The sequence below is a fragment of the Streptomyces sp. DSM 106670 genome (genome assembly GCF_055792845.1).
The window spans coordinates 4,553,088-4,573,800 of the sequence record NZ_CM147704.1; the positions used below are offsets into that span (position 1 = coordinate 4,553,088).

General features: G+C 72.1%; 19 protein-coding genes. 15 read left to right on the forward strand and 4 right to left on the reverse strand.

The genetic code is table 11. The features are described from left to right. Positions 1–80: 80 nt before the first annotated feature. The 3 genes from ACSMXR_RS20095 (at position 81) to ACSMXR_RS20105 (ending at position 3,090) form a co-directional block, all read left to right on the forward strand. Entirely contained in the window at positions 81–1,469 is a 1,389-nt protein-coding gene (locus tag ACSMXR_RS20095; protein WP_473169575.1) for an aminotransferase class III-fold pyridoxal phosphate-dependent enzyme, read from the forward strand. Between the two features lie 190 nt (positions 1,470–1,659). Then, the gene (locus ACSMXR_RS20100; protein ID WP_137235112.1) at positions 1,660–2,379 is read left to right on the forward strand and encodes a GntR family transcriptional regulator; all 720 of its coding nucleotides are present in this window, start codon (positions 1,660–1,662) and stop codon (positions 2,377–2,379) included. Positions 2,380–2,439: 60 nt separating this feature from the next. Next, positions 2,440–3,090 (forward strand): hypothetical protein, encoded by a 651-nt coding sequence (locus ACSMXR_RS20105; protein WP_137235113.1) that lies wholly within the window; start codon positions 2,440–2,442, stop codon positions 3,088–3,090. Positions 3,091–3,181: 91 nt separating this feature from the next. On the opposite strand, the gene ACSMXR_RS20110 is transcribed toward ACSMXR_RS20105, so the two are convergent. Beyond that, the gene (locus ACSMXR_RS20110; protein ID WP_381791208.1) at positions 3,182–3,985 is read right to left on the reverse strand and encodes an SLATT domain-containing protein; all 804 of its coding nucleotides are present in this window, start codon (positions 3,983–3,985) and stop codon (positions 3,182–3,184) included. A 310-nt stretch (positions 3,986–4,295) separates the two neighbouring features. Between ACSMXR_RS20110 and ACSMXR_RS20115 the strand changes: the two genes are divergently transcribed. The 3 genes from ACSMXR_RS20115 to ACSMXR_RS20125 all read left to right on the forward strand — a co-directional run bounded on the left by ACSMXR_RS20115 (position 4,296) and on the right by ACSMXR_RS20125 (position 6,112). Next, positions 4,296–4,640, forward strand: coding sequence for a YbaB/EbfC family nucleoid-associated protein (locus ACSMXR_RS20115; protein ID WP_003967515.1), 345 nt, complete (start codon positions 4,296–4,298; stop codon positions 4,638–4,640). A 129-nt stretch (positions 4,641–4,769) separates the two neighbouring features. Further along, positions 4,770–5,369 carry a recombination mediator RecR gene (gene recR / locus ACSMXR_RS20120; protein WP_381846653.1) on the forward strand — a complete coding sequence of 200 codons (600 nt, stop codon included), beginning with the start codon at positions 4,770–4,772 and terminating at the stop codon, positions 5,367–5,369. A gap of 83 nt (positions 5,370–5,452) precedes the next feature. After that, complete coding sequence (locus tag ACSMXR_RS20125) at positions 5,453–6,112, forward strand: DUF5063 domain-containing protein (RefSeq protein WP_030086974.1); 660 nt, start codon at positions 5,453–5,455, stop codon at positions 6,110–6,112. 80 nt (positions 6,113–6,192) lie between these two features. Here the strand turns inward: ACSMXR_RS20125 and ACSMXR_RS20130 are convergent, their stop codons facing one another. Beyond that, on the reverse strand, positions 6,193–7,038 hold the full coding sequence (locus ACSMXR_RS20130; RefSeq protein ID WP_473169576.1) for an SDR family oxidoreductase: 846 nt from the start codon (positions 7,036–7,038) through the stop codon (positions 6,193–6,195). Between the two features lie 401 nt (positions 7,039–7,439). On the opposite strand from ACSMXR_RS20130, the gene ACSMXR_RS20135 reads away from it, so the two are divergent. From ACSMXR_RS20135 to ACSMXR_RS20170, 8 genes are all read left to right on the forward strand, one after another. Next, positions 7,440–8,441, forward strand: coding sequence for a hypothetical protein (locus ACSMXR_RS20135; RefSeq protein ID WP_364885580.1), 1,002 nt, complete (start codon positions 7,440–7,442; stop codon positions 8,439–8,441). A 50-nt stretch (positions 8,442–8,491) separates the two neighbouring features. Beyond that, entirely contained in the window at positions 8,492–9,070 is a 579-nt protein-coding gene (locus ACSMXR_RS20140; protein ID WP_218525378.1) for a Uma2 family endonuclease, read from the forward strand. 143 nt (positions 9,071–9,213) lie between these two features. Then, positions 9,214–9,747, forward strand: a complete 534-nt coding sequence (locus tag ACSMXR_RS20145; protein WP_030086980.1) for an SgcJ/EcaC family oxidoreductase — start codon at positions 9,214–9,216, stop codon at positions 9,745–9,747. A 207-nt stretch (positions 9,748–9,954) separates the two neighbouring features. Next, positions 9,955–12,024 carry a LamG-like jellyroll fold domain-containing protein gene (locus ACSMXR_RS20150; RefSeq protein ID WP_473169577.1) on the forward strand — a complete coding sequence of 690 codons (2,070 nt, stop codon included), beginning with the start codon at positions 9,955–9,957 and terminating at the stop codon, positions 12,022–12,024. 222 nt (positions 12,025–12,246) lie between these two features. Next, complete coding sequence (locus tag ACSMXR_RS20155; RefSeq protein ID WP_137235118.1) at positions 12,247–13,518, forward strand: aspartate kinase; 1,272 nt, start codon at positions 12,247–12,249, stop codon at positions 13,516–13,518. Then, positions 13,515–14,588, forward strand: coding sequence for an aspartate-semialdehyde dehydrogenase (locus tag ACSMXR_RS20160; protein ID WP_473169578.1), 1,074 nt, complete (start codon positions 13,515–13,517; stop codon positions 14,586–14,588). The genes ACSMXR_RS20155 and ACSMXR_RS20160 overlap by 4 nt, the downstream gene beginning before the upstream one ends. A 359-nt stretch (positions 14,589–14,947) precedes the next feature. Then, entirely contained in the window at positions 14,948–15,523 is a 576-nt protein-coding gene (locus tag ACSMXR_RS20165; RefSeq protein ID WP_137235199.1) for a SigE family RNA polymerase sigma factor, read from the forward strand. Between the two features lie 71 nt (positions 15,524–15,594). Next, positions 15,595–16,902: a hypothetical protein gene (locus ACSMXR_RS20170; protein WP_473169579.1), complete on the forward strand. Its 1,308-nt coding sequence runs from the start codon at positions 15,595–15,597 to the stop codon at positions 16,900–16,902. Here the strand turns inward: ACSMXR_RS20170 and ACSMXR_RS20175 are convergent. Next, positions 16,872–17,741 (reverse strand): SURF1 family protein, encoded by an 870-nt coding sequence (locus tag ACSMXR_RS20175; protein ID WP_137235121.1) that lies wholly within the window; start codon positions 17,739–17,741, stop codon positions 16,872–16,874. The two genes, ACSMXR_RS20170 and ACSMXR_RS20175, sit on opposite strands and share 31 nt — an antisense overlap. 85 nt (positions 17,742–17,826) lie before the next feature. Further along, positions 17,827–19,704: a S9 family peptidase gene (locus ACSMXR_RS20180; protein ID WP_473169580.1), complete on the reverse strand. Its 1,878-nt coding sequence runs from the start codon at positions 19,702–19,704 to the stop codon at positions 17,827–17,829. Between the two features lie 131 nt (positions 19,705–19,835). Between ACSMXR_RS20180 and ACSMXR_RS20185 the strand changes: the two genes are divergently transcribed. After that, entirely contained in the window at positions 19,836–20,678 is an 843-nt protein-coding gene (locus ACSMXR_RS20185) for a class I SAM-dependent methyltransferase (protein ID WP_137235123.1), read from the forward strand. Positions 20,679–20,713: the final 35 nt, after the last annotated feature.

The following is a 20,713-nucleotide window of genomic DNA, read 5'->3' on the forward strand; positions in this document are numbered from 1 at the left end:
CGACACCTTGCCGATCCATCCGCCCCAGGCCGTACAAGGTGGCCATGGAGGCGGGCCCCACCAGGGCCTACGCTCGCCGCATGACCCCTCATGCCCCTCATGCCCCGTACGCCGACCCCGCGGCCGGTGCGGCCGTGAAGGCCGCGGACCGCGCGCACGTGTTCCACTCCTGGTCCGCCCAGGGCCTCATCGACCCGCTCGCCGTCGCCGGCGCCGAGGGGTCCTACTTCTGGGACTACGACGGCAACCGCTACCTCGACTTCACCAGCGGACTCGTCTACACCAACATCGGCTACCAGCACCCCACCGTGATCGCCGCGATCCAGGAGCAGGCGGGCAAACTCGCCACCTTCGCGCCCGCGTTCGCGATCGAGGCGCGCTCCGAGGCCGCACGCCTCATCGCCGAGCGCACCCCCGGCGACCTGGACAAGATCTTCTTCACCAACGGCGGGGCCGAGGCCGTCGAGAACGCCGTCCGCATGGCCCGGCTGCACACCGGCCGTACGAAGGTGCTCTCCGCCTACCGCTCGTACCACGGCGCCACCTCCACCGCGATCAATCTCACCGGCGACCCGCGCCGCTGGCCCTCCGACAACGGCTCGGCGGGCGTCGTCCGCTTCTGGGCGCCGTTCCTCTACCGCTCGCCGTTCCACGCGCAGACCGAGGCCGAGGAGTGCGCCCGCGCCCTCCAGCACCTGGAGGACACCCTCGCCTTCGAGGGGCCGGCCACCATCGCCGCGATCATCCTGGAGACGATCCCGGGCACGGCCGGCATCATGACGCCGCCGCCGGGCTACCTCGCCGGTGTGCGCGAGATCTGCGACCGGTACGGGATCGTCTTCGTGCTCGACGAGGTGATGGCCGGATTCGGCCGCACCGGCGCCTGGTTCGCCGCCGACCACTTCGACGTCGTGCCGGACCTGCTGACCTTCGCCAAGGGCGTCAACTCCGGTTACGTACCGCTCGGCGGCGTCGCCATCAGCGCCGAGATCGCCGCCACCTTCGAGACCCGCCCCTACCCCGGCGGCCTCACCTACTCCGGGCACCCGCTGGCCTGCGCCGCCGCCGTCGCCACCATCGGTGTGATGGAGGACGAGAAGGTCGTCGAGCACGCGGCCCGGATCGGCGAGACCGTCCTCGGCCCCGGCCTGCGCGACCTCGCCGAACGCCACCCCTCGGTCGGCGAGGTCCGCGGCCTCGGCGCGTTCTGGGCGCTGGAGCTGGTCCGCGACCGGGAGACCCGCGAGCCGCTGGTGCCGTACAACGCCTCCGGCGAGGCCGCCGCCCCGATGGCCGCCTTCGGCGCGGCGGCGAAGAAGCAGGGACTGTGGCCGTTCATCAACATGAACCGGACCCACGCCGTCCCCGCCTGCAACGTCTCCGAGGCCGAGGCCAAGGAAGGGCTCGCGGCCCTGGACGTCGCGCTCTCGGTCGCCGACACGTACACGGTGCAGGGCGGACAGGGCTGACAGGGGGCGGGCCCACACACCGGGTAACCGGATCACCCGATTCCGTACGCGATCGACCCCGTACGCCTCCCCGCCGTGCCCGGAATCGGGCACGGCGGCGGCGCTGGCTTAAGGTGACCCGAGCCAGAGTGACCCCCACCGGAAACGGCCGGCGAGCGGGGGCGGACGGGACGGACGGATGGGGGCCGGCATGAGTACGAGCGGAGGTGTGACGCGCAACACCCTGCGCCAGCAGATCGCCGACGCGCTGCGGGACGAGGTGCTCGCGGGGCGTCTTCCGCCCGGCCGGGAGTTCACCGTCAAGCAGATCGCCGAGCAGTACGGGGTCTCCGCGACGCCCGTCCGCGAGGCGCTCTTCGACCTCTCCGCACAGGGTCTCCTCGCCTCCGACCAGCACCGCGGCTTCCAGGTACGCGAGTTCACCGTCGCCGACTACCGGGCGATGGCCGAGGCCCGCGCCCTCGTCGTCGAGGGCCTCTTCCGCAACCCCGCCGAGCGGGTCGCCGTCCGGCCCGAGGCCATCGCCTCGATCCGCCGACGGGCCGCGGAGGCGGTCCGCGCGGCCAAGGGCGGCGACCTCGACGTACTGATCGGCTACGACCTGCGGTTCTGGCGGGAGCTGGGGCAGTTCGTCCTCAACCCCTACATCGCCGACTTCCTCACCAAGCTCCGCGTCCAGGCCTGGGTGTTCGCCGTGCACCGGCTGCGCCGCGACGGCATGGACGAGGACGTGCTGTGGTTCGGCCACGAGGAGCTGGTCGAGGCCATCGCCCGGGGCGACCACGGACAGGTCCACGCCGCCATGCACTCCTACTACGCGCACGCGCTCGCCTGGGCGGACCGGCTGGAGGCGGGGGAGGCCGGGAGGAACGCCCCCGATGCGCCGGAGTCGCCGGGGCACTGTGCGTGAGGTTCGCCCCGCATTACGCTGTCCCGACGATCGCCCGAACCCTTCCGAGAGCGAGACTTCGTGGCCTGTGACCTGTGGCTGGTCCCCCTCGTCGATGTGCTGTGCCACAGCGCCGACAATCCGTTCGCCGAAGAGATCGCCGTCTACGACAAGGCGTTGAACGACGCCGGGCTGCCGCCCGTCCCCGTCTACGCGTACATGCCGGGCCTCACCGGGGACGTCGCCCCCGTGGCCGGCTTCGACTACGACGCGCTGCACTTCCTGCGCCGCGCCTACCTGCTCCAGCTGAGCGGCCTCGCGGTCACCCCCGTCGCCGGTCTCGACGGCGACTACGAGCAGCTCCTGGAGATGTTCGAGCAGGGCGCGCAGCAGTCGCACCTGGTCTGGCACTACGACCACGCCGGGGCGTACGTCCCGGTGGACTTCCCGGCCCCGCTCTCCGACGACGCGCTCCTGGCGGGCGGCGGTCCGCTCGGCTCCGCGCACGGGCTGCTGCGGGAGCTGGAGTTCGTGGCCCCGTCCATCGGCATCGACCCGGCCAACCCGCCGGCCGCCCCGCAACCGCCCGCCGGCCCCACCACCCTGGAACAGCCGGCGGATCCGGTCCCCTACGACGACAGCCCGTTCGCCCGGGAACGCCACGTCTGGCTGGGCCTCCACGCGGCAGCGACCCGCAGCCTGGCCCAGGGCTCAATGATCATCTTCAGCTAGCCCTCTCGACCCCTCACGGACCGGGGTGCCGAAATCCAGCCCGTCCGGCGATTGAGGACCGGGGGTCCGGGGGCGGAGCCCCCGAAACAGCTCACCGCGGCGGCGACTCCGGCGGTCGCTGCCGCGGCATGTTCGGCCGCGCCGCCACCGACGGCATGGAGAACCGCCCCGGCAGAGCCCCCGGCTCCCCCCGACCGCCCGCGCTCCCCGTCGCCAGGGCCTGCATGCCCATCGGCGCGGGCCCGGCCCGGAACTCCACCATCCAGTCCGCCGTCTCCGACCGCACCAGCTCGGTGATGTCCTCCGAGAACCTCCGCAGCACCCCCAGGCACCGCTCGGCCGCCTCGCTGGCCGTGCCCTCGGTCGGCCCGAGCATCTCCCGTACGCACTCCGAGGCCCAGTCGAACTGCAGCACCTGGAGCCGCCGCTGCACGGCCTGGGCCGTGGCGAGATTCCTTATCCACCCGGAGGTGAGGCCGAAATACCGGTCGCAGCCCATGCAGGCGGCCCCCAGCAGCAGCGACAGATAGCCCCAGCCCGCCGAACCGCTCAGCGTGCCGGTCACGTCGAGCAGCGGCAGCGCGGCCCCGGCGACCACCCCGGCGGCGGTGCCCATCCGCAGGGCCCTGGCGGCCCGCCGCTTCCAGATCCGGTCGTTCAGATACCAGTCGGCGGTGTCCAGGGCGCCGGTCTCGACCCAGCGGTAGAGCTCGTCGAGTCGCTCGGCCGGTTCGCCCCAGTCGCCGAGCGGAAACGGGCGCCCGGTCAGATCGCGCCCTCGGGCGCGGCCGCCGGCCGGGACTCCCGTAGCGGAATGCTCAGCTCCGTTCTCACCGGATCCCGCATCGGACTCCTTGCGGGGCGGCCCCTCGGGCTGCATCTCCGGCTGGCTCACCGGGGCACTCCTCTGCACTCTGACGGACGGGGGCGGACGGGAACGTACGCGTAAGGGGTAACTCTGCGTCACCGCACATGCGCGCTCGTGTGCCGATGTGCATGCCCTTCCTACCGCCGAATGGTGGGCCGTGGGGTCGAAATCGCGGGATTCCCGCCTGCACACGGCCGCTGGTCAGGTATAGGAGCATGCACGCCGGATCCGGAATCTCACCCGAAAGAGTTGGTCCCCGGCGGGTGGAGCGCGGTGACCGGGGAGCACGTAGGCTCGGCTTACCGAAACATTCGTCGTCGAATTGCCAGGAGTGACCGTGATTCCCGGTGGTGGCCAGCCCAATATGCAGCAGTTGCTCCAGCAGGCCCAGAAGATGCAGCAGGACCTCGCCGCGGCCCAGGAGGAACTGGCCAGGACCGAGGTCGACGGACAGGCGGGTGGCGGTCTCGTGAAGGCCACCGTGACCGGTTCCGGCGAGCTCCGCGCCCTGGTGATCGACCCGAAGGCGGTGGACCCGGAGGACACCGAGACGCTCGCCGATCTCGTCGTCGCGGCCGTCCAGGCGGCCAACGAGAACGCGCAGGCGCTCCAGCAGGAGAAGCTCGGCCCGCTGGCGCAGGGCCTGGGCGGCGGTGGCGGCATCCCCGGCCTGCCGTTCTGACCGGACCGGAGGACAGAGCCGGACCGGAGTGAGCCGGGCCCCACGCGGCCTACGGGTGCCCCACGGGGCCTACAGGTACCGACCCGTACCCACTACGGTACGGAGCAGGAAGCAGAGAGAGGCGTTCCGTTGTACGAAGGCGTTGTTCAGGACCTCATCGACGAACTGGGCAGGCTGCCCGGCGTCGGTCCCAAGAGCGCGCAGCGGATCGCCTTCCACATCCTGCAGGCCGAGCCCACGGACGTACGCCGGCTCGCGCACGCCCTCCTGGAGGTCAAGGACAAGGTCCGGTTCTGCGCCGTGTGCGGCAATGTCGCGCAGCAGGAGCAGTGCGGGATCTGCCGGGACACGCGCCGCGACCTGAGCGTCATCTGTGTGGTCGAGGAGCCCAAGGACGTCGTCGCGATCGAGCGGACGCGTGAGTTCCGGGGCCGCTACCACGTCCTGGGCGGGGCGATCAGCCCCATCGAGGGCGTCGGCCCGGACGACCTGCGCATCCGCGAGCTGCTGGCGCGGCTCGCGGACGGCTCCATCACGGAGCTGATCCTCGCGACCGACCCCAATCTGGAGGGCGAGGCCACCGCCACGTACCTGGCGCGGATGGTCAAGCCCATGGGCCTCAAGGTGACCCGGCTGGCCAGCGGCCTGCCGGTCGGCGGCGACCTGGAGTACGCCGACGAGGTCACCCTGGGCCGCGCCTTCGAGGGGAGGCGGCTGCTGGATGTCTGACGCCACCGCCGTGCGCCCCCGGCCCTCGCACGTACCGCCCTTCGCTTCACCGTCTGTGACCGCGCCCACGGGAGGTCCCCTCGATGTCTGACGCCACGCTGAACTCCGTCACGCAGGACCCGGGCGACTTCGCCGTCCAGATCGCGGACCAGATCAAGACGTTCATCGTCGCGGTCACCGAGGTGTCCAAGGTCGACGAGCCGGAAGAGGCCGTTCCGGTCCTGCTCCTCCAGGTCTCGCAGCTGCTGCTCGCGGGCGGCCGTCTCGGCGCGTACGAGGACGTCCTGCCCGACGAGCGGTACGAACCGGACCTCGGCGCGGAGCCGGACGCGGACGGCCTGCGCGAGCGGTTCGCGGCGCTGCTGGAGCCGATCGACGTCTACTCCGAGGTCTTCGACCCGTACGAGCCCCGCAAGGCCCCGGTCCCGCACCGGATCTCCGACGACCTGGCCGACCTGGTCACCGACCTCGGCCACGGCCTCGCGCACTACGACGCCGAGCGCACCGCCGAGGCGTTGTGGTGGTGGCAGTTCTCGTACTTCTCCAACTGGGGCTCCACCGCCTCCGCCACCCTCCGTGCCCTCCAGTCGCTGGTCGCCCACATCCGCCTCGGCCAGCCCCTGGAGGAGCTGGACGGCCTGGACACCGACCAGGACCCGGGCGAGGACGACCTCGCCGAGGAGGCGGGCCGCGTGATGCTCCAGGAGATCGCGGGACCGCTGGGCCTGCGCCCGGTGAAGTAGCGGGCGTCCACGCCCGGTGAAGCGGCCGGGCCGGCGCCTCCGCCCGGCTCACCGGTACGCGTCGGTGTCCACGCCCGACCTCACCGGAACGCGTCGGCGTTCTCCTCGGCCCAGCGGCGGTAGGGCCGGGCGGGCGAGCCGGTGACCCGGGCCACGGTGTCGTGCACGGTCAGCAGCGCGTCGTTGACGTCGCCGCCCATCAGGTCGAGGACGCTGTTGGCGACCTCGGCGCCCATCGTCGCGGCCATCGGCCCGTACGTCGCTTCCCGCCCGATCCCGACGCAGGCCACCTCCCGGCCCAGCACCCGCCCCAGCTCACCGGCCTGCTGGCGCGGGGTGATCCGCTCCGGCCCGGTGAGCGGGTACGTCCGTCCCCGGTGACCCGGCCCGGTCAGTGCGGCCCGGGCCACCGAGGCGATGTCGGCGGGGTGGACGGCGGGCAGCCCGATGTCCGCGTACGGCACACGCACCACGGACGCGTCGCGCACGGAATCCGCCCACCAGAGGGTGTTGGAGGCGAACTGCGTCGGCCGCAGCACGGTCCACTCCATCCCGCTCTCCCGCAGCCGGCGCTCGACCGCGAGATTCGCCTGCGCCGGGCCGAGGTGCGGATGGGTCTCGACGGTGATGGAGGAGACCAGCACGATGTGCTCCACCCCCGCGTCCCGGGCGGCGTCCAGAACTCCCGCGTCGTCGCCGACCCCCGAGATCAGGAACAGCGAACGCGCCCCGGCCAGCGCGGACTTCAGCGACTCAGGCCGCCCGAGATCGCCTTCCACCACGGCCACCCCGTCGGGCACCGCCGCCCCGGCCCGTCCCGCGTCGCGGGTCAGCGCCCGGACGCCGGACCCGAGGCCGTCCGCGTACAGCTGCCGCAGCAGCTCCCTGCCGATGTTCCCGGTCGCACCGGTCACCACCATCGTCATCACTCAACGCCCCTCTGTTCGACATCGGGAACGCTAGAACCTCAACCATCCTTGAGATCAAGCCGCTTGAGGAAATCGAGGAGACGGGCCGACTCCGCAGGTCCGCCCGAGGCTCAAGCCCCGAGTCGCGAGCCCCGGGCCCCGAGCTCTCTTCTGTAGGAATGGGTGGTGGGGTTCAACCCGCCCACCCACCCTTCCCGGTCAGGTTCCGAACTCCGCTGCACGCTGCGCGAGTTCGATCAGGAATGACGTTCGGTGACCAGGTTGCGCCGGAGCGTATGCACGCTCTAGGTTCACGAACAGCAACCCACAATCCGTAAAACGGACAACCCCGGTGGTGCTCACAACACCGACCGGGGTCTGACCGTCAGAGATCGTCGCTGTCGAAAGGCCCGATCCCCATGGCTACTGCCAACCTTAGTGCTGCCCTGCGCGCTCCCGCCCACCCCATGGCGAAAGTCGGGTACGGAAAGCGCGACGCCCCCGACCAGGCCCCGCCCCGCGCCGCCGACTTCGCCGGTCTGGAACCGCGTGAGGCGGCCATCGCCGCGTACATCGACCGGCTCCCCGAAGGCGCGGCGATCGGCTACAAGGTGCTCGCCGAGGAGCTGCCGGACTACGGGCAGCAGGCGTGCCGCAGCGCGCTCGACCGGCTGACCCGGGCCGGGCACCTCCGCCGCATCAAGGTCCATGTCACCGTGGCCGACGGCCAGATGCGCTGGGTGACGCGTACGTACTTCTCCCGCACCGCCCGCGACGCCGACTGGTGGGCCGCCCATGTGCGGTTCGTCCGGGGCTTGGACGCGCCGGGGCAGCCGCCCGCGCCCGCTGCCGTATCCGCATCCACGGAAGCGGCCGAGGAGCCACGGCCCGAGCCCGGCGTACGCGCCCCGCGCTCGGAGGCGTACGACGTCCTCGCCGGGCTCGGCCGCCGTGAGCCCCGGCTCCAGCTCTCCGAGGGCGACTGTGTGCAGCTGGAACACCTGGTCGGGGAGTGGCTGGCGCGCGGCGCCGGCCGCGAACAGATCACCCAGGCCCTGACCTCGGGCCTGCCGGAGTCCGTGCACTCCGCCGGACCCCTCCTCCGTAAACGACTGGAGACCAAGATGCCGCCGAGCCCCGCCCCCCAGCAGGAGAAGGACCACCCGCGCGAGCAGATCGTGGGGGTCGTGATGATGTGCCTCTTCTGCGACGAGGACGAGACGACGACCACGCTGGACCACGGCGTCTGCCTCGACTGCAAGGAGGCGATCGCCCGCGACGAGGCGGCGGGCCTGACCGGCGACGTGCCGGACACCTTCCTGGCCCGGCCGCGCGCCCAGGTGGACGTCGCCGCCCGCATGGCCGAACTCCGCTCGGCCACGGCCCGCCCGGTCCTTCCGGCCCCGAGGCCGCGCCGATGAGCGTGCAGGAAATCCCGGTCGGTGCACCATGGAGGCGAGGAGGCGACGCCATGACCCCCAGGACCACCGCCCAGCCCCAGATGAGTACCGAGGAGTTCGAGGAACTCGCCCGCCGAGCGCCCGAGCTGGTGCGGCTGGAGTTCATCCATGGAAAGGTCCAGGTCAAGCCCGTGCCCGACGGCAACCACGGGGCGATCGTCATGTGGCTGCTGAGGCAGTGCATGCAGCGGCGCCCGGAACTGTCGCTCTTTCCCGACCAGGGCCTCGCGATCGAGACCTACCGCAAGGGCCGTGCCCGCCCGGACGGCGTTCTCGCGCCCGACGAGCACTTCGCCGGGGCGGGGGAGTGGGCCGCCCCCACCGGCGTACTGATGACCGTGGAAGTCACCTCCCACGACGCCGACACCAACCGGCGCGACCGCGTCGAGAAGCCCGACGGCTACGCGGCCGCCGGCATTCCCGTCTACCTGCTCGTGGACCGCGAGGCCTGCTCGGTCACCGTCTTCACCGAGCCGGAGAAGGGCGCCTACCGCTCCGCCACCACCCGTCCCTTCGGCGCGGTCGTCGAGCTGCCCGAACCGGTCGGCTTCGCGCTCGACACCGATAGGCTCAAGGAGTACGCGGACTGATGGTCTCCATCGAGTAGGGGGACCGGACGGTCGGGGCGGCCTGAGCGCCAGGTCGGTGACTCCTTGACCTCAACCGCGGTCGAGGGATCAGGCTCCTGGGTGAACGGCCGACCCAACGGCCGCATTCCGCAGGGAGATTCCCCATGAGCGCCACGAACTCCGCCGCCCCCGCCGCCCCCGTGCCCACCGTCATCGGCGTCCCGGCCCCGCAGGAGGACATCGACGCCATCGTCGCGTTCGTCGCCGGTGTGCAGGAGGCCCAGCTGAACGCGGATCCCGATGCCTTCCTCGACGGCTTCCGCGAGGACGCCATCTGGACCACGGCCCACGGCAAGCGGCTGACCGGGCTGCCGGAGATCAGTGCCTTCACCCGCAAGGTGCTGCCGCCGCAGGCGAATTCCCCGGTGATCGCCACGTACACCGCCGACCTGATCCTCTTCATCCGCCCCGACATCGCCGCGGTCAAGATCCGCCAGCGCCCGGCGGACCGCGCCGGAGGTGCGTACCTGGACGAGATCTTCCACGGCCAGGAGGACCCCGCCGAGCTCATGGCCGCCCACCCCGAGGCGGTCCCGGGCACGCCTACCTACGTGCTCGCCAAGGACGACGGGGTCTGGCGCATCGCGGCCGCGCAGAACACCCAGGTCTTCGACGTGGAGACATTGACGGCGGGCTGAGCCGGCCGCCCCGGCCCTGGATGTCCGGTCGCCCCGGCGGGCGGAAGCCGGGGCGGATATCCGGGGGCGACCGGCGCGTGCGGTTGTTAGTCTCCCTCAGCTCTTGATCTTCGATCTTCAAGGGCCGGACAGGGGAGGGGAACGCGCATGACAGGACGTACGGGACAGAGACGGGCGAGACGGGCGAGACGGGCTGCCGTCGCGGCGGTGATCGCCGCCGGGACGGTGCTGGCGACGCCGGGCACCGTACTGGCGGCGGCGGGTGACGGGCTGCCGAAGCAGCCGCGGATCGCCGATCTGGAGACGGGCGGCGCGGCGTGCGTCGCAGGCGACGAGCGGCCCTATGTGCGGACCGTTCCGCAGCTGACGGCGCGGCTGTACGGGCCCGGCGGCGGGCAGCCGGGTGAAGTGAGCCAGGTCCGGGGCGAGTTCGAGGCGTGGTGGCAGGGCGAGGGCGGCGCCGAGGAGCGCGTGACCCTGACGACCGGGATGAAGGGCGACACCGCTCCGTTCAGCCGGCAGCTGCCGAGCACCGTCCCCGACGAGACCGTCGTGTCCTGGCGGGTGCGGGCGGTCAACGACGCGGGGGCCTCCGCCTGGAGCAGCGAAGAGGCGGGCGCACCCTGCGAGTTCGTGTACGACCGCACGCTGCCCGACGCCCCGGTCGTCACGTCCTCCGACTATCCGGACGACGACACGTGGACGCCCGGCGCCGGGGTCCGGGGCACGTTCCGGTTCACCGCGCAGGCCGAGGACGTCGTCGCCTTCGCCTACAACTTCATCGGTGAGCCGCCGCGCATGGCCGACGTCCGGCCCGACGGTTCCGCCGAGATCAGCTTCGTGCCGAAGGGGTCCGGCGTCCAGACTCTCTCCGTCCAGGCGCAGGACCGGGCGGGTAACCGCGGCCCGCGCACCGACTACACCTTCCGGATCGGGGCGGGGCCCGCCCCGGTGGCCCGGTGGACGCTCGCCGACGCGTCGGGATCCCGTACCGCCGCCGCCGAGAACGGCACCGCGGCCCGGGCCGGTGCGGGGGTCACGTTCGGCGCGCCCGCGCCCTCCGGCACCCCGCTCACCTCCACCGCCTCGCTCGACGGAACGGGCCACGGCTTCCTGACCCCGGGCGCCCCGGTCGTCGCCGACACCGCGAAGGACTTCGCCGTCGGCGGCTGGGTGCGGCCGGCGCGCGTGGACGGCACCCGTACGGTCCTCTCGCAGGACGCGGGCACCGGGCGCGCCTTCACGCTCGGCCTGGCACAGGCCGGCACCGCACCCGCCTGGTCGTTCGCCGTCGGCGGGGCGCGGGTCACGGGCGGGCTGCCCGAGACCGGCGACTGGGCGTACGTACTCGGCCAGTACGACGCGGAGACCGGTACGGCCCGGCTGTACGTCAACGGCCGCGCCGTCGGCGAGGAGACGGCCGCCGCCCCCGTGGCGGGCGAGGGCGCCTTCCAGATCGGCCGGGCGCGCGGAGCGCAGGGCTACCGCGACCGCTGGCAGGGCGAGATCGGTGACGTACGGGCGTACGACCGGATCGTCGTGCCGGACGAGCTGACGGCCCTCGCCACCCGGGCCGCGCAGCGGACCGGCCACTGGGCGCTGGACACCGCGCCGGACGGCCTCGCGCCGGAGTCGGCCGGGGGAGCGCCGCTGAAGCTGGGCGCGGGGGCCTCCGTCTTCCGCCTCGACGACGACCCCTGCGACATCTTCGACCCGGACTGCGTCCAGGACTGGCCGCTGGAGGGCGAGGGACACCTGCGCCTCGACGGGGTCTCGGGCCACGCCGCCACGGACGCCCCGGTGGTCGACACCTCGGGGAGCTTCACCGTCAGCGCCCGCGTCCGGCTCACCGACGACACCCCGGCGACGCTGATGACGGCGATCTCCCAGGGCGGGGAGCACGGCGACGCCTTCAAGGTGCGCTTCGACCCGGAGAACTCCAGCTGGGACCTGGTACTGACGCACGCCGACGAGCCGGGTGCGCCGGAGACCGTGCTCCGCCGGATCGAGTGGCCCGACGGGGATTCCGGGGTGGGCCACCGGGTCACCGTCACGTACGACGCCTCGGCGAACCAGGTGTCCTTCTACGTCGACGGGTGGAAGGAGTCCGACGGCGGCACCGCCACCTTCGACGCCGCCTGGAAGAGCACCGGCGGGCTCCAGCTCGGCCGGGGCCGCACCGCCGAGGGCTGGGGCGAGCACCTGAAGGGCGTCGTGGACAGCGTGTACGCCTATGCGGGTGTGCTGTCCGAGACGGAGATCCGGCAGCTGCCGTAACGAGAGGTGTCCCGGCTCGCGCTTTCCGTACGGATCGTGTGGGCTGGGACACAAACGGGAGTGCTCGCGGGCTGGGTGGGCAACAGCCCCGTACGAGCAGTTCGGAGCGACACGCCGTACCGGGTGATGAGCGGGACATCTCATCATCTGGTATGGACGGGTCGATTCCGGGCTGCTCGTTAAACTGAGCCGACCGCAGTAATGACTGAGCGAGGAGCGCACGTGGGCCTTGTCGTGCAGAAGTACGGAGGCTCCTCCGTAGCCGATGCCGAGGGCATCAAGCGGGTCGCCAAGCGAGTCGTCGACGCCAAGAGGAACGGCAACCAGGTGGTTGTCGTGGTGTCCGCGATGGGCGACACGACGGACGAGTTGATAGACCTCGCCGAGCAGGTGTCTCCGATGCCTACCGGCCGTGAATTCGACATGCTGCTGACCGCCGGTGAGCGGATCTCCATGGCCCTGCTGGCGATGGCGATCAAAAACCTGGGCCACGAGGCCCAGTCGTTCACGGGCAGCCAGGCCGGTGTCATCACCGACTCGGTCCACAACAAAGCGCGCATCATCGACGTCACGCCGGGCCGCATCCGGACCTCGATCGACGAGGGCAACATCGCCATCGTCGCCGGGTTCCAGGGCGTGAGCCAGGAGGGCAAGAACATCACCACCCTCGGCCGCGGCGGGTCGGACACGACCGCCGTCGCGCTGGCCGCCGCGCTGGACGCCGAGGTCTGTGAGATCTACACCGACGTCGACGGCGTCTTCACCGCGGACCCCCGGGTCGTGAAGAAGGCGAAGAAGATCGACTGGATCTCCTTCGAGGACATGCTGGAGCTGGCCGCGTCCGGCTCCAAGGTGCTGCTGCACCGCTGCGTCGAGTACGCACGCCGTTACAACATCCCGATCCACGTCCGCTCGTCCTTCTCCGGACTGCGCGGCACCTGGGTCAGCAACGAGCCGCAAGGGGACCAGCAGGTGGAGCACGCGATCATCTCCGGAGTCGCCCATGACGTCTCGGAGGCCAAGGTCACCGTCGTCGGCGTCCCGGACAAGCCGGGCGAGGCGGCCGCGATCTTCCGTGCCATCGCGGACGCCGAGGTCAACATCGACATGGTGGTGCAGAACGTCTCCGCCGCGTCGACCGGGCTGACGGACATCTCCTTCACCCTGCCCAAGGCCGAGGGCCGCAAGGCCATCGACGCCCTGGAGCGGACCAAGGGCTCCATCGGCTTCGACTCGCTCCGTTACGACGACCAGATCGCCAAGATCTCCCTGGTCGGCGCCGGTATGAAGACCAACCCGGGCGTCACGGCCGGATTCTTCGAGGCGCTGTCCGACGCGGGCGTGAACATCGAGCTGATCTCGACCTCCGAGATCCGTATCTCGGTGGTCACCCGTGCCGACGACGTCAACGAGGCCGTGCGCGCCGTGCACACCGCCTTCGGTCTCGACAGCGACTCCGACGAGGCCGTCGTCTACGGAGGCACCGGCCGATGACCGGACACCGCCCTTCGCTCGCGGTCGTCGGCGCGACCGGGGCGATCGGCGGTGTCATGCTCCGGATCCTCTCGCAGCACGCGGATGTCTGGGGCGAGGTCAGACTCGTCGCCTCACCGCGCTCGGCCGGCCGGAAGCTGGTCGTGCGCGGTGAGGAGAGCGAGGTCCTCGCACTCACCGAGGACGTGTTCGACGGCGTCGATGTGGCGCTCTTCCTGGTGCCGGACGAGGTGTCCGCCCACTGGGCCCCGATCGCCGCCGCCAAGGGCGTCGTCGTCATCGACGACTCGGCGGCCTTCCGGCTCGACGACGACGTGCCGCTCGTCGTCCCCGAGATCAACCCCCATGCCGCGCGGCTGAGGCCGCGCGGCATCGTCGCGTCCCCGAACTGCACCACGCTGTCGCTGATCGTCGCGGTCGGCGCGCTGCACGCCGAGTTCGGGCTGCGCGAGCTGGTCGTCTCCTCCTACCAGGCGGTCAGCGGCGCGGGCCGGGACGGGGTCGCGGCCCTGCGCGAGCAGCTGGCCCTGGTGGCCGGTACGGATCTCGGCACCCACCCCGGGGACGTACGGCGGGCCCTCGGCGACGAGGCGTCCACGGCGGACAGCCCCTTCGCCGCACCCATCGCCCTGAACGTCGTGCCCTGGGCCGGTACGGACGCCGGCGGCGGCTGGTCCTCCGAGGAGATCGCCATCCGCGAGGAGTGCCGCAAGGTGCTCGGCCTGCCGGATCTGCGGACCACGGCGACCTGTGTGTACGTCCCCGTCGTCGCCACGCACTCGATGTCCGTCCACGCCCGCTTCGAGAACGAGGTCGCCGTCGACAAGGCGCACGAGATCCTGGCGACCGCCCCGGGCGTGGTGCTCTTCGACAGCCCGGCGTCCGGAGACTTCCCCACCCCGTCCGATGTGGTCGGCACCGATCCGACCTGGGTGGGCCGCGTCCGGCGGTCGATGGACGATCCGCGCGCCCTGGAAATGTTCCTTTGCGGTGACAATCTCCGAAAAGGTGCGGCTTTGAACGTGGCCCAGATCGCCGAATCGGTCGCCGCCGAATTTCCCCGAGCATGATCGAATCTTTTTTGTAGGATCTGTGAACGCCCTGTGAGCAATTAGCTGGTCTGAACCTCTTGAGCTGGGGCGTTGTCGTATCCGACGATGATCTCCCGGCCTTTTTGCAACCGCACCGCGGCCGGGCGGCGTCTATGCGGTCACTTCTGCGTGGCTGGACGCCATTACGGGGCATTTGGGGAAGAGCAGGTACGTATGAGGGCATGTCGCACAGCGTCGAACGTGGCGCCGTCCGCGTACAACCCTGACGGGGGGCAGCGTGTCCAACAGGCGTGGCAGAGGTTCTCGACATCACAGTGGTGGGCCCGTTGCGAGGCGCTTCGGTGCGTCCGCTCCGGCGGCCCCGCGCGCCCGGCGGCATGCCGGTGATCGCGCCCATGCCCGCTGCGCGACCGGCCTCGTTGCCCTCGCAGCGCGGGGGTGCTGAAGAGACGGTGGCAGCTGGAACCACGGTCGACCATCTCACCGAGACCTATCGCGCCCACTACCGCTCCCTGCTCGGTCTCGCGGCTCTGCTGCTGGACGACACGGCGTCCTGCGAGGACGTGGTGCAGGAGGCGTTCATCCGCGTGCACTCCGCGCGCAACCGGGTCCGTGAACCGGAGAAGACCCTCGCGTATCTGCGCCAGACCGTCGTCAACCTCTCGCGCTCCGCGCTGCGGCGCCGCATCCTCGGGCTGAAGCTGCTCTCCAAGCCGATGCCGGACATGGCGAGCGCGGAGGAGGGCGCCTACGACCAGCTGGAGCGGGACGCGCTGATCAAGGCCATGAAGGGGCTCCAGCGACGCCAGCGCGAGGTGCTGGTGCTGCGCTACTTCGCGGATATGACGGAGGCCCAGGTCGCCGAGACGCTGGGTATCTCGCTGGGGTCGGTCAAGGCGTACGGTTCCCGGGGCATCGCGGCCCTGCGCGTCGTGATGGAGGCCCAGGCATGAGCGGGCCCGACCAGCGCCCCGAACGGGGACCCGAGCACAGGCACGAGAATGACCCGACGGGAAACGGAATTGTGAACCACGGGCCGGAGAAGACTCCGCACACCGATCCGGACCGCCCGCACGCCGGGAGCGCGGGACCCGAGCCGGACGAGACCCCGGACCCGGCACCGCCCGAACGGGCGGACCACGGGTCCGGCCCTGACGCCGCCGCGAAGTCCGACCCGAAGTCCGACCCGGAGTCCGGGTCCGGGGCCGGTGCCGCCGCGGGGAGGGCCGCGCAGTCCGGGCTCGGCGCCGACGACGCCCCCGGGGCGCCCGACGACGATGTCCTCGCCACCCTGACCGACCTCTTCGCCGCCGACCGGGCCGCGCCCACGGCCGACGAGCTGGACGAGGTGGCCCTGCGCCGCCTGCTGCAGGGCGCGGTGCGCGACATCACCCCCTCCGAGGGGACCCTGGACCATCTCCACCGGGCCGTCCCCGCCCGCCGCGCCAGGCGGCGGCAGGCCGTCGTCGGGGCGGCCGCCGCGGCCCTGCTGATCGGCACCGCCGTCCCCGCCTTCGTCCACGTCGCGACCTCCGACGGCCGGACCACCGCCAGCCCCGCCATCGCCGGACACGGCGAGCAGGCCCAGGGCGGCAACGGGGACGAGAGCGGCCCGGAGGAGCCCGGCCGGCAGACCGTGCGGCCCACCGAGCGCGAGAGCGAGGGCGGTGTCGGCGAGGCCGACCCGGACCCCAGCCCCTCCGAAGGCCGGGGCGGTGACCCCGAGGGGGCGGAGAAGGGCGAGGAGCCCGACTCCCCGCGCGTGGACTTCGCGTCCCTGCCGGTCTGCGACCCGAGCCAGCTCGGCGTCGCCTCCGCCGGCACCGACGCGCCGGGGGCCGACGGCACGGTCTACGGAAGCTTCAAGATCGCCAACATCTCCGCCAAGGAGTGCACGGTCAGCAGCAACGGCACGGTGGGCTTCACGGCCCTCGGCGCGGCCGACCCGCTGAAGATCGGCGTCGTCCAGCACGCCGCGGGCGACGCGGCCCCCGGTCTGCCCGACCCCTCGCAGGAGCCGGGCACGGTGGCGTTGAAGCCGGCCATGGCGTACGAGGTCAAGTTCGCCTGGGTGCCGACCGACACCTGCCCGACCACCGGCCCCTCACCGACGCCGACCCCGTCGGCGGACGGCGCGGGAGGTTCGGTCGGCGAGAGCGGCGAACAGTCCGGCGTCGAGGCGCAGCGGCTTCAGGAGGACGGCGGGGGCACGGCGGAGGGCAGTGTCGCGGTGACGCACACCCCGGAGACGGGAGCGCCCACCGCGGAGACGAAGATCCCCAACGCCTGCTCGGGCACGATCTACCGCACGGGCGTGCTCGCCACGTCGTAGTCCGGCGAGGACGGCCCGTCGCGGCCGTCGTCCGCCGAGGAGGTCGCCGTCTCCTCGGTGGCGGGCTCCTCCGGGACGAGGCCGAGTGCGATGTCGCGCACGGCCTCGGCCTCACGGCGCACCAGCCGGAACCACATGAAGAGCACGAAGCCGGCGAAGACGAACCACTCGCCCGTGTAGCCCAGGTTCTGGAAGGCCTTCAGATCGAGGCCGCTGCCCTGCGGGGCCGCCGCGGGCACGGGCTTCATCGCACCGCCCGTACCGCCCGCCTCGGCCTCGGGCAGCGTCACCCAGGCGTCGTAGACGTCGTACGGGACGAGGTTCACCAGGGTCGCGGCGCTGATCATGCCGATCTGGCCCTCGGGCAGCCCGCCCCGGACGTTGACGCCGTCGCTGTTGGTGTTCTCGGAGGCCTGGAGGTCGCCGGTCACCGTGACCTCGCCCTCCGGCGCGGCGGGCACCCGGGTGTCGCTCGCGGAACCGGGCAGCCAGCCCCGTACCACCGGCAGAGCCTTGCCACTGTCCGTACGCAGCAGGCTCAGGACGTAGAAGCCCTGCCGGTCGTCCAGCTCACGGCCGGGCACCAGGAACTGGTCGGCGTACGTGCCGGTGGCGACGGCCGGGCGGCCGGAGGTCACCTTGTCGACGGGCAGCAGCTCGTCCAGGGGTTTCGCGGCCCGGGTGCTCGGATCGGGCGCCTTCTCCGCCTGTTCGTGCGACTGCACACGGTCCTCGAAGCGGCCGAGCTGCCAGGTGCCCATGAACACGCAGAACGGGATGGCCAGCACGACGAAGAGGTTGATCCCCCACCATCGCGGGGTCAGCAGGAACCGGTACACCCCTCAAAGGTACGGTTCCCCGCCCCGGGCTCCCGGAGCGGGGTCCGTCATTTATCCGGCCCTTACGCCCGTCCGCCGCCCGGGCTCACCCCGCCGTACCGGCCACCGCGCCCCCGCCCAGGTGCTTCAGGGCGAACTCCAGCTCCAGCCGCACCTGCTTGATCCGCTCCTCCACCACCAGCGAACCGTGCCCGGCGTCGTAGCGGTACACCTCGTGGACCGCGTCGCGCGCCGCCAGCCGGTCCACGTAGTTCTCCACCTGACGGATGGGGCAGCGCGGATCGTTGACGCCCGCCGAGATGTAGAGCGGGGCGCGCACCGCGTCGACGTACGTCAGCGGCGACGAGGCTTCGAAGCGCTCGGGCACCTCCTCCGGCGTGCCGCCCAGCAGCGTGCGGTCCATCGCCTTCAGGGCCTCCATCTCGTCGTGGTACGCCGTGACGTAGTCCGCGACGGGCACGGCCGCCAGGCCCAGCGTCCAGGAGTCGGGCTGGGTGCCGAGCCCGAGCAGGGTCAGATAGCCGCCCCAGGACCCGCCGGCCAGGACCAGGCGCTCCGGGTCCGCGAGCCCGGACGCGACCGACCACTCCCGTACGGCCGCGATGTCCTCCAGCTCGATCAGGCCGACCCGGTGCTTCAGCGCGTCCGTCCAGGCGCGGCCGTAGCCGGTCGAGCCCCGGTAGTTGACCCGGACGACCGCGAAGCCGTGGTCGACCCAGGCGGCCGGACCGGAGGCGAAGGCGTCGCTGTCGTGCCAGGTCGGACCGCCGTGGATCTCGAAGATCGTCGGGAACGGGCCCTCACCGGTGGCGGGCTTCTGCACGAGGGCGTGGATCCGGCCGCCCGGCCCCTCCACCCACGCGTCCTCGACGGGCACCGACGGCGGCGCCTTCGGCCCGGGCGGGTCCAGGACCACCGCACCGCTCGTGGAGCGCACCACGGGCGGCTGCGCGGCCGAGGACCACAGATACTCCACCGTGCCGTCCGGCCGGGCCGTGGCGCCCGACACCGTCCCGGCGGGGGTCTCCACGCGTACGGGCTCCGGGGCCCCCGGTTCGTACCGCCACAGTTCGCCGCGGGCCTCGAAGCTGTGCTCGATGAGCAGCGCGGAGCCGTCCGGATACCACTCGGCCCCGACATCGCCCGGCAGATCGACGGCGAGCGCGGTCTCCAAGCCCGTCACCGGGTCCCAGATCATCGGCTCCCAGCGGCCCCGGCGCTGGTGCCCGACGAGGAGCCGGGTGTCGCCGGCGATCGGCGCGAAGCCCAGCACGGCGAGCCCCAGCTCCTTGGTGCCGCCCTCGGTGTCGTCCAGCTCGGCGACCGTGGAGCCGTCCTGGCGCACCACCCGCAGCGCGGAGTGCATCGCGTCGCCGTGCTCGGTGTGCTCCAGGGCGATCAGGGTCCCGTCGTGGGAGAGGTCGCCGACCCCGGCGGACTCCCGGTGCCGGTAGATCTCCACGGGCTCGCCGCCCGGCTTCCGCACCAGGTGGATCGTCGTGCCGTCCTCGTCGGTCGAGCGGCCGATCACCGCCGAACCGTCGCGTCCGATGGCCAGGCCCGCCGGGTAGGAGGGAGCGAGGCCCGGGACGGCCGGCTCGTCCGCCCCGCCGTCGAACGGCTGGCGCATCCACACCCCGAACTCGTCGCCGTCGGTGTCGCTGAACCACCAGACCGCTTCGCCGTCCGGCGTCAGCACGCCGTCCGTGGTGCCGTTCGGCCGGTCGGTGACCTGGCGCTGCCGCCCGCTCGCCCGGTCCCACGCGTACAGCTCGTACGTACCGGTGGCGTTGGAGACGAACAGAGAGCGGTCAGGCGCGTCCTCGGCCCAGTCGGGAAGGGACACCCGGGGCGCGCGGAACCGCTGCTCCCACTCGGGCGCGGCCGAGGTCCCGGGCGTGGTCGAGGCCCCAGGTGCGGTCGGGGCCTCAGGCGCGGTCGAGGCGTTCTGTGATTCGCTCATGCCCTCCATCCAACCCGATCGGCCGCTCCGCCGGGGACCCTGTGGATAACCTGTCCGCCGGCCCTGCCGATCTCCTTCGCCCTGTGGATAACCAGTCGCGTTCCACCGGACCCGTGGGTAGCTTTCCGCTCATGTACTCCCCGACTCCGGACGACTGGCGCGACGCCAACCGCGCGCGCTGGGACGAGCGCGTGCCGATCCATGCGGCGAGCGACTTCTACGACCTGGACTCGTTCCGGGCGGGCCGGGACGCGCTGCGCGCCTTCGAGCTGGCCGAGGTCGGTGACGTCACCGGAAAGACCCTGCTGCACCTCCAGTGCCATATCGGCCTGGACACCCTGTCCTGGGCGCGGCACGGCGCCGCCCAGGTCGTGGGCCTCGACTTCTCCGAGCCCGCCGTCGAGACGGCCCGGGTCCTGGCCAGGTCGCTGGAGCTGGGCCCGGACCGGGCGGCGTTCGTCGCGGCCGATGTGTACGACGCTCCGGCCGCCGTTCCCGACTCCGCGTACGACATCGTCTACACGGGCGTCGGCGCGCTGAACTGGCTGCCCGACATCGACCGCTGGGCGGAGACCGCCGCCTCGCTGGTCGCGCCCGGCGGATTCCTCTACCTGGCGGAGTTCCATCCGATGACCGACTCGATGGACGCCGAGACCGGTTCGGTGGTCACCGACGACTACTTCAGCCGTGACGCCTGGGTGGACGAGCTGCCGGGCACGTACGCCGACTTCGACGCCCCGACGGTGCACAACCGCAGCGTCGAGTGGCAGCACCCGGTGGGCCGGGTGGTGACGGCGCTCGCCGCGGCCGGTCTGCGGATCGAGTTCCTCCACGAGCACGATTCCTCGCTCTTCCAGCGGTTCGGCTCGCTGGAGCGCCACGCGGACGGTCACTACCGCTTCCCGGCGGGCCGGCCGAGGATCCCGCTGATGTACTCGATCAAGGCGTCGCGGCCTGCGGGGCGACGCGGATAGCCGCAGGCCGGAGCGGTCTCGCGGGGCTTCTCCGG